Below are 14,923 nucleotides of genomic sequence, written 5' to 3'. Positions count from 1 at the left end.
AAATATCACTTCAACACACAACTCTGCTTATTATAAGCTAATTTCTTACAAACCGCTTTAGCTTGACTAAGACTACCATAATCACCGGCTAAGATTAAATAGAAAAATTTGCCGTCGTCATATTTAACTTTTTTGGTTGTGATAACAACATTTTTAAGAATTTTTGGGAATTGCTTTTTTATTCTTTCCCCTTCTTTCATTGCTTCTGCTTCAGATTTTACCGAACCTAGTTGTACTTTATAACTTTCATTATTTTTACAATTTTTAGCATTACTAACCTTATCTTTACTTCCTTTTTCAAGCTTTATTATATTTAAATCCGTTTCATTTTTGGAGTTATTATTTGGCTCTATTAATGCAATAAGGTTAGATATTTCATCAAAAGATTCATCGCTTTGACTTTGGTTGCGAGAATCTATACTCATAGGTTTCTCAGGGTCAGGAAGCAATTTTACGGTTTTAATATTTGTATCTTTAGCAATAAGATTTTCATATATCGTACTATGTACTGCGGCTATTTGGTTATTTTCTATTATAGACGGTTTTATTTTTGTAGGCAGCTCATCAGGATAAATAGTAATTACCGGCTTGCTATTCTGATAATATTGATAACCAAAATAAATAGCGGATATACATAATAAAAACACTAGAAATATTTTAATAAAAATATTATTGATCATATTTAGTAATTTGATAATAGAAAAACGTCATTGCGAGGAAAAATTGTAAGTTTTGACGAAGCACTCTCAGGAGTATTATTTCATGAGATTGCCACGCAGCCTACGGCTGCTCACAATGACGACTCGGTATCCACATGAGCAATCCCTCCTTGCAATGACGATGAAAACCTAACTACATTTTGTTCATTGGTTCTACACCTATCACTTCGAGACCGCTAGCTATAACTTTCTGTATGGCACTTGCAAGAGCAAGGCGTGCTAGAGTTAATTCTTTATTGCTCTCAATTACAAATCTATAATCGCTATTTTCTTTACCGAAATTCCACATAGAATGAAATTTTGAGGCTAAATTTATTAAATAAAATGCGATGCGATGCGGTTCAAAATATTTTGCAGATGCTTCTAATGTTTTTGTCCAGCTAGCCAAAAGTTTTATAATCTCAATTTCTTCTTCAGAGGATAATAAAGATAAATCATACTTACCTGATTCAAAGTTATTATAAGATTCAGGCATTAATTCTCTAGCTTTTGATAAAATAGATATTGTTCTCACATGTGCATATTGTACATAAAAGATAGGATTTTCTCTTGATTGTTCTTTCACTTTTACCAAATCAAAATCAAGTGGCTTATCATTTTGTCTAGTCAACATCATAAATCTTATGATATCTTTCCCCACCTCATGATTTACGTCTTGCACACTAGCAAAGCTCCCAAGACGTTTTGACATTTTAACCGGCACACCGTTTTCAACGAAATTGACCAATTGACAGATTTTAACGTCCACTTTAACCTGCTCCTTACCTAAAGCTTTAACTATTGCCTCAATTCTTTTAACATATCCACTATGATCGGCACCAAGTACATAAATTAAGTGATTCGCTCCCCGCTCTATTTTATCCTTAGCATATGCAAGATCAGAAGCAAAATAAGACCAACTTCCATCAGCTTTTTCTATAGGACGATCTTGACTATCACCGTACTTAGTAGATTTAAATAATTTTTGAACTCTATTATCCCACTCTTCGTGAATTTTACCTTTAGGGGCAGGTAACGTACCTTCATAAATTAGCCCCATACGCTCCAGTAGTTTAACTGTTTCCTCTATCTCACCTTTATCATGCAATGATTGCTCAGAGAAAAATATATCATGTTTAATCCCTAAATCTGCTAAATCTTTTCTATTTAAATCAAGCATTTTTTCTACGGCAAAACTTTTAATTATTTTGAACCTTTCAGCATAGTTCATCGTTAATAATTTATTGCCGTATTCTTTCGCTAAAATTTGCCCAAGCGGAATTAAATACTCTCCCGGATATAACCCGGCAGGGATAGTAATTTGCTCACCTAAAGCCTCTTTATAACGTAATAATACCGTACTAACTAAATCATTTATTTGTGAGCCTGCATCATTAACATAATATTCTTTTGTAACGGAATAACTTACCTTTTGCAAAATCCTTGCTAGCACATCACCATATACCGCACCCCTAGCATGCCCTATATGCATTGGACCGGTGGGATTTGCCGAAACATACTCGATGTTAATATTTCTGCTTTTATCTATATCAATTTCAAAAAACTTTTCTTCATGCTGTAAAATATCCTTTATTGATGCCTGCCAACTATCAGCTTTTATAGTAAAATTAATAAAGCCCGGTCCTGCTATTTCTATACTTGCAATATAAGGTAATGTTATAAGGACTTCTTTAAATTTTAAAGCCACTTCCCGAGGAGCAATACTTTCTTTAGCTGCAATAATCATTGCAATATTACTTGATAAATCACCGTTAAAACTATCTTTCGGTATTTCAATAGTAGCAGTATTTGCTATTTCTTGATTATTATATAATTGCCTGCTTGCCACAATTATATCTTGTTTCAATTGATTAAATATATTCATAATTATTAAATGTTATTAAAATTCAGCGAATAGAATTCTTACAAACGCTCGCTAATAAGGAGGAATTTGTAGGAGACACAGAACGCAGCACCGCAGCGACGCACAAATTACCCTTAGAAACAAGTTATGTAGGAAGTCGAGCAGAGCTGATTATATTCCTGAATGGCAAAACGATCAGTCATCCCTGCTATATAATCAGCAACAACTCTAGCTTTACTATATGTTTCATTAGAGTCTATTAGCATTTTCCAATTAACCGGCAATAAATTAATATCATCCATATAAACCTTAAACAGACCTTGTACGATTTTAGTACATTTAAGGCTGATGGCCGTAATTTTATTACTTTTATAAACTCGCTCATGAAGAAACTTCTTAGTTTCCTTAATATTTTTATTAGTTTTTTCCGTAAAATCCACTATCTGATAATTTAAGTTACGTATCTCATCTATGTTAGTAATTTTTTCTTTATTTAAATTTTCTTTTGTTTGCCATAATAAATCGGTAATTAACTCATGTATTAGCTTACGTACTACCTCATAAATCAGACATGAGGAACTAATATTTTTAAATTTTGACTTGAGTTCAACAACATGTTGATCAATATATTTAAGTTCAGCAAGACTATTAAAATCGATAATTTTAGCACCGATACTATCTTCCAAATCATGCGAAATATAGCTAATATCATCGGCAAGAGCTGCTATTTGAGCCTCTGCTGATGCATAGGTACTAAGTTCTAAATCATTTTGCTTATTATACTCTGCTATATATTCATTTATCTCGCCTAGTATAGGACCGTTATGTTTTACTATTCCTTCTAAAACTTCCCATGTTAAATTTACTCCATTATAAGCCGCATATCTTTTTTCAAGTAATGTTAGTATCTTTAAAGATTGAGCATTATGAGAAAAGCCGTTATACTCTCTCATACATTCATTTAAAGCCCGCTCTCCCGCATGACCGAAAGGCGTATGCCCAAGATCATGAGCAAGTGCTATTGTCTCAGCTAAATCATTTGATAAATTTAAAGTACTAGCAACCGAACGTGCAACAGTCGAAACCTCTAGAGAATGAGTTAGCCTATTTCTGTAATGATCTCCCTCGTGATTAATAAAAACTTGAGTTTTATATTGCAAACGCCTAAATGCATTAGTATGTATAATGCGATCACGATCACGTTCAAACTCGTTTCTATAAGAGGTCGGGATTTCCTTATATAATCTTCCCCTACTTTTAAGAGGATCAGAAGCGTATGAAGCAAGCATCTTTATCCTTTATTTTGAAAGACGTTGTTGTGGTTCTAACTTTTCGTCATTGCGAGAAAATTGCATAGCAATTGACGAAGCAATCTCAGGAGTTTGTGATTATTTCATGAGATTACCACGCAGCCTACGGCTGCTCGCAATGCCGATTGGGTATCCACACAACAAAGCCAACTTGAAAAATATCAAGATATACTATATAATTTATGAGACTTTTACAAGGTAATTTTAAGTGACGATAACAATTACGGATAGAGCTTTTGAACGGGTTTGCGAGTTAGTAAAACTAGAAAAAGATAAGAATTTAGTACTGCGAGTTTCGGTTGATAGCGGCGGTTGCTCAGGACTTATGTATAATTACGAACTAGTCTCAAAAGATAATATAGAGCAAGATGATTATGTCATTACTAAACATAATGCTACAATTATTATTGATCCTATCTCTCAAAAATTTATGCTAGATTGCACTCTTGATTTTATAGAAGAACTAGGCAGTTCATATTTCAACGTTAGTAATCCGCAAGCTAAAGCAAAATGCGGCTGCGGTAATTCTTTCTCGGTGTAAATGCAAGTATTGCGAGTGGGCATTGTTATTAGAATGCCGATGTCATTCCTGCAACAGCAGCAATGACATCGCAACGTCAAACTTTTAATGTTAATCATTAAGTTGCATAGTTGCTCCACCTACCTCAACTTCGTCATTATTATCATAAGGAAGATGCTCTACTTCATTACTATTAACGTTATTATCTTTATCTTCTTCGTTATCTGAAGCATTACTATCTAATGTTAATATAAACATGTTGTTCTTGGACTTGTTGAGAGCTATTAAACTTTGTTTTAATGTTTCAGCTTGAGATTTTCTTAAATTTAGTCCTTGTCCTTTACATTGCTCCGTAGAGAGAATTTTAAGGCCTTGAGATTGTCTTATTAAATCATCGCATACCAAAACTCCGTAGTCCTAAGTATTTCCTTCTTCTTGTTGTTGAGTTTTTAAATCCATTATTTCTGCATCAGAGCAAACCTCGGTAATAAGTTTTACTAAGTCAGGACGATCATTTAACGATCTGCCCAAAGGATCATTATAAGTAAATATTATCTTATTTGTATCATTATCTCATATTTACCCAATGCCTATGTCCTGTATTAATTGGCATTTGTTTACTTCTTGTTGATTATTAGTCAATTGCTCATTTTGATTTTGTTGTACTTCTGGCCACTCCTTGGCTTGCAGCTCCGGCAGTGAAACAAAATCATTTATTATAGTCTGTGTATCACTTAAAAATTTTGTTCCGTCAGCCTCTTTAGTAACTATACTCAGATCTTCCATCTTACCTTTGTCAAGCATTGAGCGTATAAAAGCAGTATTTTCCTCCCATCTCCGTACTATAAACTTTATGAGCTTTTAACAATAATTTTGTTCTTCCTGAGGGCTCTAGCTATACTTGCAGCCTTTAAATATTCAAAAGCAGCTAGCGGTATTAAATTTAATTTAAATAAAAATTCTTCTACGGAATTGTATCATGGTTATAGAGAAAGTTAAAATCTTTCTCAATTTCCAGAGCACTAATATATTCTCTTATTGCTCTAAACCAATCTAATTCCGATTTACTATTTTCATAGATCATACCTAAATAATAATGAGCATTGGCTTTTATTTCATTTATAGATATAATAATATGCTCAGCTTGCAATCCCGTAAGTTTATCAAGCCATTCTAATGCTTCTTTATAATATTTTTTTTGTTCTTTATTAGATTCTACATTATCGGTTACTTGATAAGGTTTTAATTTTATATTATTATTTACTCTGTCAAAAAATCATTTATATTTTTTAAACCTCATTCCTGTTTAGGACTACCAAGCAGTATACTGCCAACTGCTTTTATTTGATTCCATATAATAATTATACCTATAAATTATTTGCATTTATACAAATAAAAACATTTTTGATCTATAAGCTGAATAAATCAATATTAATACTATTTAAAAAAATTCTAAAGTAAATTTACAACAAAGATTTAAAGGCGAATTTGTGAAATTCTAACGATAAGAAAGTTCTATTTTTTATATATTGTAAAAAATTATTACTTCTATTTTAAAATTGAATTAATAGGGGATATTTATATATATTTTGAAAGGTAAAATTTGAAGTTATTTTTCTTTTGTAATTTTATCATATTTTTTTAGTTTGATAAGAATAGACTCTAGATTACCCAACTTCATCATACATGGACCATCGCTTGGAGCGTTATCGGGGTCTTGATGTACTTCCATATACATACCGGCGATACCTACAGAAGTTGCTGCCTTTGCAAGTAACTCTACATATTTTCTTTCTCCGCCGGTACTGCCTCCTAGCCCGCCCGGTTGCTGAACGGAATGTGTGGCATCAAAAACTACAGGTACATTTAACTCTGCCATTATTGCAAGACTACGCATATCAGATACCAAGTTATTATAGCCAAAACATGATCCTCGCTCTGTAAATAATATATCCTTTACTCCAAAAGCTTCTAGTTTTGTTTGTACATTTTTCATATCCCACGGAGCTAGAAACTGTCCTTTTTTTACTTTTACTATTTTACCTGTTTTTGCTGCAGCTTGAAGCAAGTCGGTTTGTCTACATAAAAATGCCGGAATTTGTAAAATATCTGCTACTTCGGCTGTTTCAGTACATTGACTCTCTGAATGAACATCAGTAACAATAGGGCAATCGAATTCAGATTTTACTTTTGATAAAATTTCTAAACCTTTCTCAATACCAACTCCTCTAATCCCATGTACGGAAGTTCTATTAGCTTTATCAAAAGAAGATTTATAAATAAATGGAATCTCAAGCTTGCTAGTTAATTTAACAAGTTTTTCTGCCATAAACAACGCATGATCTTTTCCTTCAATCTGACAAGGCCCTGTAATTAGAACAAACGGTAAATCATTTCCTATTTTGATATTGTTAAGTTTTACTACTTTTTGCATAATTCTTAAATTTAATTAATTGAACGAGGCACGGATTAGTGTTTCTCTGTTATATCAGGTACTGATTCATTTTCTATTAAGTCATTATTAATTATTAGTGTATAATATTTTTCTTTTATTGTCGTTAAATCATAACTACCATGATAATAACCTTCTAGGTTAATAATTTTTTTTAAATAAAAATTTACCTGCTCTGTTTCTAACGGTTCATCTATATTTTTTACAATAGATGACTTAATATTAATTAAATACGCTTTTATTTTTTTTAATTCTTTAATAATTATAAAAATATCATGCGGTTTTGTTACCAATATTCCTACAAACAAAATTAATAATATTTGCGTTAAAGACATATTTATATTAATTTCTTATGTTTATATTTTGGATTTAAAATACTTTCCCCGTTAGTACTTAGCATATATTCATGATAATCTTGATAATTTCCTTCAAACCATGTAGCATTATTTTCTTTATCATATGATATAATATGAGTGGTTATTCTATCTAAAAACCATCTATCATGACTAATCACTAATACACAACCTGTAAAATCTAAAATAGCATCTTCAAGTGCTCTTAACGTATCAATATCTAAATCATTAGACGGCTCATCTAATAATATAACATTTGCTCCTTCTTTTAGTAATTTTGCCAAATGTACTCTGTTACGTTCTCCACCTGAAAGTTGTCCAACTTTTTTTTGTTGATCACCGCCTCTAAAATTAAAAGCTGCACAATAAGCTCTACTTTTAATTATTCTATTACCAAGTTGTAATTCATCTAGACCTTCTGAAATTTCTTCCCATATAGTCTTATTATCATCTAAATGATCCCGTGATTGATCGACATAACCTAATTTTACCGTTTGACCAATTTTAATAGAACCACTATCTGGCATTATTTTACCTGTAATAATATTAAATAAAGTAGACTTACCTGCTCCATTCGGTCCAATAATTCCTACAATAGCTCCACGTGGAACTTTAAAACTAAAATCTGATAATAATATTTTATTATTAAATTTTTTAGCTATATGTTCTGCTTCAATAACAAGATCACCTAAACGAGGTCCGTTAGGTATAATTATTTGAGTAGGATCAGTTTTTTGTTCTTGTTGTTTATTTAATAACTCTTGATATGCTGTAATACGTGCTTTATTTTTTGATTGTCTAGCTTTTGGAGTTTGACGAATCCATTCAAGTTCACGATTCAATTGTTTTTTTCTATCATCGTCTTCTTTACTTTCTAAAGCTAATTTTTTTTGCTTCTGCTCAAGCCAAGAACTATAATTTGATTCCCACGGTATACAATTTCCACGATCTATTTCTAATATCCATTCTGTAACATTATCTAAAAAATAACGATCATGGGTAATTACTATTACAGTACCTTCATAATGCTTTAAATAATCCTCAAGCCAAGAAACTGATTCTGCATCCAAATGATTTGTAGGTTCATCAAGTAACAACATATCAGGTTTCTCTAAAAGCAATTTACATAAAGCCACTCTTCTTTTTTCTCCACCAGAAATTTTTGTAATATCTGCTTCTTTTGGTGGGCAACGTAAAGCAAGCATTGCGATCTCTATTTCACGTTCTAGATTCCATCCATCACAATTATCTATTTTTTCTTGCAATTCTGCTTGTTTATCAAAAAGCTTTTGCATTTCTTCATCAGTGATTTCAGCAGCAAATTTGTTACTTATATAATTAAATTCATCAATAAGTTTTTTCTTTTCATGAAGACCTTCTATGATATTATCAAAAACATTTTTACTAGCATCAAGATACGGTTCTTGAGGTAAATATCCTACTTTTATACCAATTTTAGCTGTTGCTTTACCTTCAAACTCTTTATCAATACCTGCCATTATTTTTAATAAAGTCGATTTGCCTGCTCCATTTGGACCTATTATACCGATTTTAGCTTTTGGTAAAAATGATAAATTTGTTTCTTTTAAAATTCGTTTACCATTTATAATTTTGCTTAAACCAACCATTTCATAAACATATTGATATGACATAAATTACTTATTTCCTTATATTATTATTTTACACCGATATATATATTTACTACTGTATTGTATGAATTTATTGCTCTATGATCATATAATTCAAAATTAGACATTGTAATTTCTATCATTGTTTTTCTCGTTTAGATATTTATTTTAAGAAATAAAATGCTGTATATATACTTTAATTTTAGCAGCCTGAGGATTGTGTATACTTTTATACTTATAATTTTTCGAAGCTTATTGATAATTTTTCCATATACATTTTAATTTAATTTTAACAATATCAAGTCTAATTCTTCCAAATCTTTATAATGAAATATTAATTTTCCGCCTAATGGATAATTTTCTATTGTTATTTTTATACCAAATTTTTCTGATAAAGCTTTCACTAATAATTCTAGATCATTATCCGTAGAGTTGTACTTTAAAAAACGCTTTCCTATTTTATTATTATTGTTCGGGGATTTTGTATACTCATTTTTATACCATTGTCTTACTAGTTCTTCTGTTTGACGTACATTTAAATCATTATTTATAATATAATCGGCTATTACTTCTGCATGTTCATGATTTATTAAACACCGAGCTTGACCCATACTTAGTATATTTTCATTTACTTTATCTTGAATAGACTGCGGCAAATTATTAAGCCTTAATAAATTAGCTATATGACTACGACTTTTACCAAGCCTTTCAGCTAATTTTTCTGCCGTATAATTAAAATTGTCTATTAAATATTTAAAGCCACGAGCTTCTTCCATCACTGTTAAATCAGTTCTTTGTATGTTCTCAATTAATGCTATTTCCATACTCTCTCTAGCATCTAAATTTTTTATAATTACCGGTATCTCTAAAACTTTTGCTAATTTACATGCACGCCAGCGTCGCTCTCCTGCTATAATTTGGAAATTATTATCAACAATAATAGGCTGTAATAAACCATTATTCAATATAGAATCTGCTAATTCTTTTATTTTATCATATTCAAAGTTTTTTCTAGGCTGATTCTCGTTTGGTCTTATTTTATCAATATTTATTATTTGTACTATTTCTGATTCTATAGAAATAACTTCTTCTCCAAGTAATGAAGATAATCCTCTTCCTAGTCCTTTATTTTTCACCATATCTTTCTAAGATTTCTTTTGTAAGTTCTATATATGCAACTGCTCCCGAACATTTATAATCATATATAATAGCCGGTTTTCCATATGAAGGAGCTTCAGATAGTTTAATATTTCTTGGAATAACGGTTTTAAATACTAATTCTCCTAAGCATTTTCTAACATCATCTTCTACTTGTTCAGTTAAACGATTACGCCTATCATACATTGTAAATAATATACCTGCAATCTTTATCTTAGGATTTAATTTTTTCTCTACAATTTCAATTGTTTTTAACAAATGACTTAATCCTTCTAAAGAATAAAAATCACATTGCATTGGAATCAGTACTTCATCGCTTGCAACTAAAGCGTTTACCGTTAATAAATTTAATGAAGGAGGGCAATCAATAATTATATAATCATATAATATTTTTATTTCTGCCAATAGCTTCATTAAAATATATTCTCGGTCCTTTAATTTTGTTAAGTCTAATTCAGCCGCAGATAGATTAGTGTTTGAAGTAATTATTTCTAAATTTGGTATATTTGTAGAAATTATTGCATCTTGCAATTCTATTAAATTTGTTAATACTTGGTATATAGTATTTTTGCGTTGTTGCTGACTAATTCCAAAACCTGTACTACTATTCCCTTGAGGATCAAGATCTATAACTAAAATTTTTTTATTTACAGCAGCAAAAGCTGTAGCTAAATTTACAGTAGTTGTAGTTTTAGCTACCCCTCCTTTTTGATTAACAATAGCAATTACTTTCATATCATTTTTGTTAAATTACTAACTTCTAGAATTTTCCCTTCTTCACAAGTAATACTTTGATGTATTAAATAACCAAATAACCATCTCTCTTTAGCTTCTACTATTTCAGTTAAATAATTTTTTCCTTTTAATAGCAAAAATTTTTCTCGTACTGAAATATTTTTTATGCAATTAAATATTGTATTTAAGTTAGAGAAAGCTCTACAAGTTAATATACTACAATCTATTTCTACTTTTTCTATTCTTTGATTGATTATTTGTATGTTATTATTTGATATCTTTGATGCTTTTTCTAAAAATATACATTTACGTAAATCAGCTTCTATTAAACTTACTTGCGCTACCCCCGCTATAGATAATACTATACCAGGCAAACCGGAACCGCTTCCTATATCAACCAAATGTATTTCTTTATTATCAATATATTGTATTAATTGTAATGAGTCTAATATATGACGTTGCCAAAAATTATGTATAGTATTATCCGATACAAGATTGATTGATTTATTCCATTTTTTAACTAACTTTTGAAAAATTTCTAACTTTTCAATTATTTCACGTGGAACTTCCATCACTATATTTAGTTTTTAAATAAATTATAATAGCCGTAATTGCTGCAGGTGTAATCCCTGGAATTCGACGTGCTACACCAATAGTAGTAGGTTTATGGGAAGAAAGTTTTTCCTGTATCTCTAATGATATACTTGGTATTTTAAAATAGTCAATATTTTTAGGTATGAACTGCGCCTCTTCACTTTGAAATAAATTAATATCTGCGTGTTGTCTAGTTAAATATGAAGCATATTTTGCTTCAATATAGAGTAATTGCAAAATGTTATTATTTTGTGTTTCTTTAAGCATAGGAAAAATTTTAATAGCTTGTTCAACATTAAAATTAGGTATTTTAAATAAGTCTAATACTGTTTTATATGTACCATCCTGTGCAACCTGTATACCCATTTTAGCAAGTTTACTAGTAGTTAAAGACAAGGTATTTAATAATGATTTTATTTTTTCTATATCTTCACATTTTTTTGTGAATATTTTTTTACGTTTTTCTGATACGACTCCAATGTTCATCCCTAATTCCGTTAAACGTAAATCAGAGTTATCTGCTCTTAAAGATAATCTATATTCTGAGCGAGAAGTAAACATACGATAAGGTTCTATAGTACCAAATGTTGTTAAATCGTCAATCATTACTCCAATATAACTGTTTGCTCTTGTTAACATAAACGGTGCTTGATCTTTTACTGCTAAAGCAGCATTTATACCGGCTATTATACCTTGCCCTGCGGCTTCCTCATATCCTGTAGTACCATTAATTTGCCCGGCCAAATACAATCCAGCTATTTTTTTTGTCTCTAGCGTAACACTTATTTCACGTGGATCAACATAATCATATTCTATAGCATAACCTGGACGTAAAACCTTTACATTTTCTAATCCTGGTATTGTTTTGATTAATTTATGTTGCACATCTTCAGGCAAAGAAGTAGAAATACCGTTTGGATAAATCGTATAATCATCTAACCCTTCAGGTTCCAAAAATATACGATGTTCTGATTTTGTACTAAATCTGACTATTTTATCTTCAATAGAAGGACAATATCGCGGTCCTATTCCTTCTATTTGCCCTGAATACATTGCGGATTTATCAAGATTCTCACGTATAATATCATGAGTTTCTGAGGTTGTTTTTGTGATAAAACAATTTATCTGAGAAACATTAACAATATTTGTTAATTCAGAAAAAGGACGAGGAATTTTATCGCCGGGTTGTAAAATTGTTTTACTATAATCAATAGTACGTCCATCAATGCGAGGCGGTGTACCTGTTTTTAAACGAGCCAGTTTAAAACCTATTTGTTTTAATGTATTTGACAATCCATACGAAGGCTCTTCATCTACTCTACCGGCAGGAATTTTTTTTTGTCCAATATGAATAAGACCTGATAGAAAAGTACCTGTAGTTAATATAATTTTTTGACAAAGAATTTTGCTACCGTTATTTAAAATAACCGCTTCAATTTTAGAAGATTTAATTTCTATATCTTCCACTTTTCCATATAATATATCTAGATTAGGATAATTTGTTAATATTTGATACATTGCTTTTTTATAAAGCTTTCGATCAGCTTGAGCTCTAGGTCCCCAAACTGCTGGTCCTCTAGTCTCATTCAGCATTTTATAATGTATACCGGCTTGGTCTATAACATAACCCATTAACCCATCAAGTGCATCGATTTCTTTAACTAATGTGCCTTTTGCAATGCCACCGATTGCTGGATTGCAAGACATTTCGCCTAAATTTTCCGGTTTTAACGTAATTAAGAGAGTAGGCACTCCAAGACGTGCAGAAGCAGCGGCTGCTTCTACGCCTGCATGTCCACCGCCTATAACTATTACGTCATATTTTAGCATTAATTATTCTATAATTTCAGATTTATTAAAGAAAAATTCTATTTCTCTTTTCGCACTATTTTCACTATCTGAACCATGAATACTATTAGCCTCAATTGATTCGCCTAAATCTTTTCTAATAGTGCCTGCTTCAGCTTCAGCAGGATTAGTTGCACCCATAACGGTGCGGTTTAAAGTTATAGCATCCTCCCCCTTAAGCACTTGAAGTACTACCGCTCCTGAAGTAATATATTCAACTAAGCTATTAAAAAACGGTCTTGCTCTATGCTCATCATAAAAACATGCAGCTTCATATTTAGTTAAAAATTTCATTTTCTGAGCCACTATTTTTAAACCGGCATTTTCTAAGTAAGTATTAACTTGCCCTATTTTATTCCTTTTGATAGCATCAGGCTTAATCATTGAAAAAGTATATTGTATTGTCATTTTGTAACCTATTTATTATAATTATTAAATGTATTTTTTAGCTGAACGATTCCATATTAAAGCAAATAATCCTCCTCCTAAAAGAGCAGAAATACTGAAAAATATAAATACCCCATTCCAACCATAATTATCGCTAATCCATCCTACGCCGACTCCCGCAATAGCCGCTCCTAAATAACCAAATAACCCTGATAATCCATTAGCCGTACCGACAGCCTGACGAGTACTAAAGTCAGCAGCTGCTATACCTACAAGGAGCTGAGGTCCTGAAACAAAAAAGCCTATTAAAGAAAGAATTACTATACTTAATAATTCACTGTGAATAGGAAGTTTCCAAAACAAGACTAACAATAAGCTAAGCAATACCATACATATGGATGCAACAGGACCTCGACGACCTTGAAATAGTTTATCAGATAAAACACCTGCTATTAATGCCCCTGGGATACCTATCATTTCATATAAACCGATTTGTAAGCCTGCATTTGCAAGACTTATATTACGTAAATCTTTTAAAAATGTTGGAGCCCAATAAATTACTCCGGAACGTATTATATAAACAAACATGTTTGCTAAACAAACATACCATATTAGCTTATTACAAAAGACCATTTTAAGTAATTGTGGAGTTAATAGCTTCTCATAATCTCCTATAGCTTCAAGCGGATATTCTTTATATTCCTCTACGGTAGATAAACCTACTTCTTTTGGAGAATTACGAAGCCTATTATATAAAAAAAGCGATACTACACAAGCAACTACACCTGGAACAAAAAAGGCAGCTCTCCAATCAAATTTATCGATTAAATAACCACAGCTTATCATAGCAAGGGCACCACCTATTTGATTAGAAGTTGCACCCATAGCCCATTTAGTTCCAAGTTCTTTTGAAGCGAACCAGTGAGTAAGCATCTTTGTTGCAGGAGGCCAGCCCATAGATTGAAACCAGTTACTGGCTATCCATAAAATTCCTATAAGCCATAAAGAATCTGAAAAACCTATTAGCATAGTAATGATCCCGACAAATAAAAGACCCAAAACCATAAATATCCGAGCATTAACTTTATCGCTAATAAACCCGTTACACGCTTTACTAACTCCATACATAATAGATGAAGCAGTTAATATCCAGCCAATTTGTGTTTTAGTAACCCCAAAATATTCTCTTATAGCAGGAGTTGCTATATTAAAATTCTGACGACAAAAATAAAAAGTTGCGTAACCTATAATAATAGAATACAAAATCCTTACTCGCCAACTATTATATTTTTTTACATATGGCGATCTTGGAGTTTTAATTTTGGATCTTGTATTTGTCATATTATAAACTCTCCGACTATAAAAAAAAGCAAGTT

At 31.2% G+C, this 14,923-nt stretch carries 16 protein-coding genes and 1 pseudogene; 1 reads left to right on the top strand and 16 read right to left on the bottom strand.

The genetic code is table 11. The features are described 5' to 3' along the window. Window positions 1-5: 5 nt before the first annotated feature. From WSW_RS0106950 to WSW_RS0106940, 3 genes are all read right to left on the bottom strand, one after another. Entirely contained in the window at window positions 6-680 is a 675-nt protein-coding gene (locus WSW_RS0106950; RefSeq protein WP_016917571.1) for an SPOR domain-containing protein, read from the bottom strand. Window positions 681-852: 172 nt separating this feature from the next. Further along, complete coding sequence (argS, locus tag WSW_RS0106945) at window positions 853-2,583, bottom strand: arginine--tRNA ligase (RefSeq protein ID WP_014273140.1); 1,731 nt, start codon at window positions 2,581-2,583, stop codon at window positions 853-855. A 113-nt stretch (window positions 2,584-2,696) separates the two neighbouring features. After that, window positions 2,697-3,851 (bottom strand): deoxyguanosinetriphosphate triphosphohydrolase, encoded by a 1,155-nt coding sequence (locus WSW_RS0106940; protein WP_016917570.1) that lies wholly within the window; start codon window positions 3,849-3,851, stop codon window positions 2,697-2,699. A 229-nt stretch (window positions 3,852-4,080) separates the two neighbouring features. Here WSW_RS0106940 and WSW_RS0106935 point away from each other — a divergent pair, with 229 nt between their 5' ends. Further along, window positions 4,081-4,413 (top strand): iron-sulfur cluster assembly accessory protein, encoded by a 333-nt coding sequence (locus tag WSW_RS0106935; protein WP_012150318.1) that lies wholly within the window; start codon window positions 4,081-4,083, stop codon window positions 4,411-4,413. A gap of 90 nt (window positions 4,414-4,503) precedes the next feature. On the opposite strand, the gene WSW_RS1000000113370 is transcribed toward WSW_RS0106935, so the two are convergent. The 13 genes and pseudogenes from WSW_RS1000000113370 to WSW_RS0106870 all read right to left on the bottom strand — a co-directional run bounded on the left by WSW_RS1000000113370 (window position 4,504) and on the right by WSW_RS0106870 (window position 14,888). Next, window positions 4,504-4,650: a hypothetical protein gene (locus tag WSW_RS1000000113370; RefSeq protein WP_238528574.1), complete on the bottom strand. Its 147-nt coding sequence runs from the start codon at window positions 4,648-4,650 to the stop codon at window positions 4,504-4,506. A gap of 159 nt (window positions 4,651-4,809) precedes the next feature. Further along, window positions 4,810-4,923 (bottom strand): hypothetical protein, encoded by a 114-nt coding sequence (locus tag WSW_RS1000000114165; RefSeq protein ID WP_016769836.1) that lies wholly within the window; start codon window positions 4,921-4,923, stop codon window positions 4,810-4,812. Between the two features lie 48 nt (window positions 4,924-4,971). Continuing rightward, window positions 4,972-5,369 (bottom strand): annotated as a pseudogene (locus tag WSW_RS1000000114030) (hypothetical protein); the annotation flags it as partial. Continuing rightward, entirely contained in the window at window positions 5,357-5,542 is a 186-nt protein-coding gene (locus WSW_RS01000000108775; protein WP_016917567.1) for a hypothetical protein, read from the bottom strand. The gene WSW_RS01000000108775 and the pseudogene WSW_RS1000000114030, both read right to left, overlap by 13 nt. Window positions 5,543-6,001: 459 nt before the next feature. Next, window positions 6,002-6,826: a 3-deoxy-8-phosphooctulonate synthase gene (kdsA, locus tag WSW_RS0106910; protein WP_016917566.1), complete on the bottom strand. Its 825-nt coding sequence runs from the start codon at window positions 6,824-6,826 to the stop codon at window positions 6,002-6,004. Between the two features lie 35 nt (window positions 6,827-6,861). Next, window positions 6,862-7,179, bottom strand: coding sequence for a DUF2672 domain-containing protein (locus WSW_RS0106905; RefSeq protein WP_004996813.1), 318 nt, complete (start codon window positions 7,177-7,179; stop codon window positions 6,862-6,864). Between the two features lie 2 nt (window positions 7,180-7,181). Continuing rightward, window positions 7,182-8,849: an energy-dependent translational throttle protein EttA gene (gene ettA, locus WSW_RS0106900; protein WP_016917565.1), complete on the bottom strand. Its 1,668-nt coding sequence runs from the start codon at window positions 8,847-8,849 to the stop codon at window positions 7,182-7,184. A 254-nt stretch (window positions 8,850-9,103) separates the two neighbouring features. Then, complete coding sequence (locus tag WSW_RS0106895; RefSeq protein WP_016917564.1) at window positions 9,104-9,964, bottom strand: ParB/RepB/Spo0J family partition protein; 861 nt, start codon at window positions 9,962-9,964, stop codon at window positions 9,104-9,106. Beyond that, entirely contained in the window at window positions 9,951-10,718 is a 768-nt protein-coding gene (locus WSW_RS0106890; RefSeq protein WP_016917563.1) for a ParA family protein, read from the bottom strand. Before WSW_RS0106890 ends, WSW_RS0106895 begins: the two co-directional genes overlap by 14 nt. Then, window positions 10,715-11,290, bottom strand: coding sequence for a 16S rRNA (guanine(527)-N(7))-methyltransferase RsmG (gene rsmG / locus WSW_RS0106885; protein WP_004996817.1), 576 nt, complete (start codon window positions 11,288-11,290; stop codon window positions 10,715-10,717). Before rsmG ends, WSW_RS0106890 begins: the two co-directional genes overlap by 4 nt. Continuing rightward, window positions 11,274-13,142 (bottom strand): tRNA uridine-5-carboxymethylaminomethyl(34) synthesis enzyme MnmG, encoded by a 1,869-nt coding sequence (gene mnmG, locus WSW_RS0106880; RefSeq protein WP_004996819.1) that lies wholly within the window; start codon window positions 13,140-13,142, stop codon window positions 11,274-11,276. Before mnmG ends, rsmG begins: the two co-directional genes overlap by 17 nt. 3 nt (window positions 13,143-13,145) lie before the next feature. Next, entirely contained in the window at window positions 13,146-13,568 is a 423-nt protein-coding gene (gene ndk / locus WSW_RS0106875; RefSeq protein ID WP_010976767.1) for a nucleoside-diphosphate kinase, read from the bottom strand. A 24-nt stretch (window positions 13,569-13,592) separates the two neighbouring features. Next, window positions 13,593-14,888: an MFS transporter gene (locus tag WSW_RS0106870; RefSeq protein ID WP_010976766.1), complete on the bottom strand. Its 1,296-nt coding sequence runs from the start codon at window positions 14,886-14,888 to the stop codon at window positions 13,593-13,595. Window positions 14,889-14,923 lie beyond the last annotated feature (35 nt).

The organism is Rickettsia honei RB (assembly GCF_000263055.1).
Taxonomy (GTDB): Bacteria; Pseudomonadota; Alphaproteobacteria; order Rickettsiales; family Rickettsiaceae; genus Rickettsia; species Rickettsia rickettsii.
Note: the sequence above shows the minus strand (reverse complement) of the source record. Positions and strands in the feature narration are given on the sequence as shown.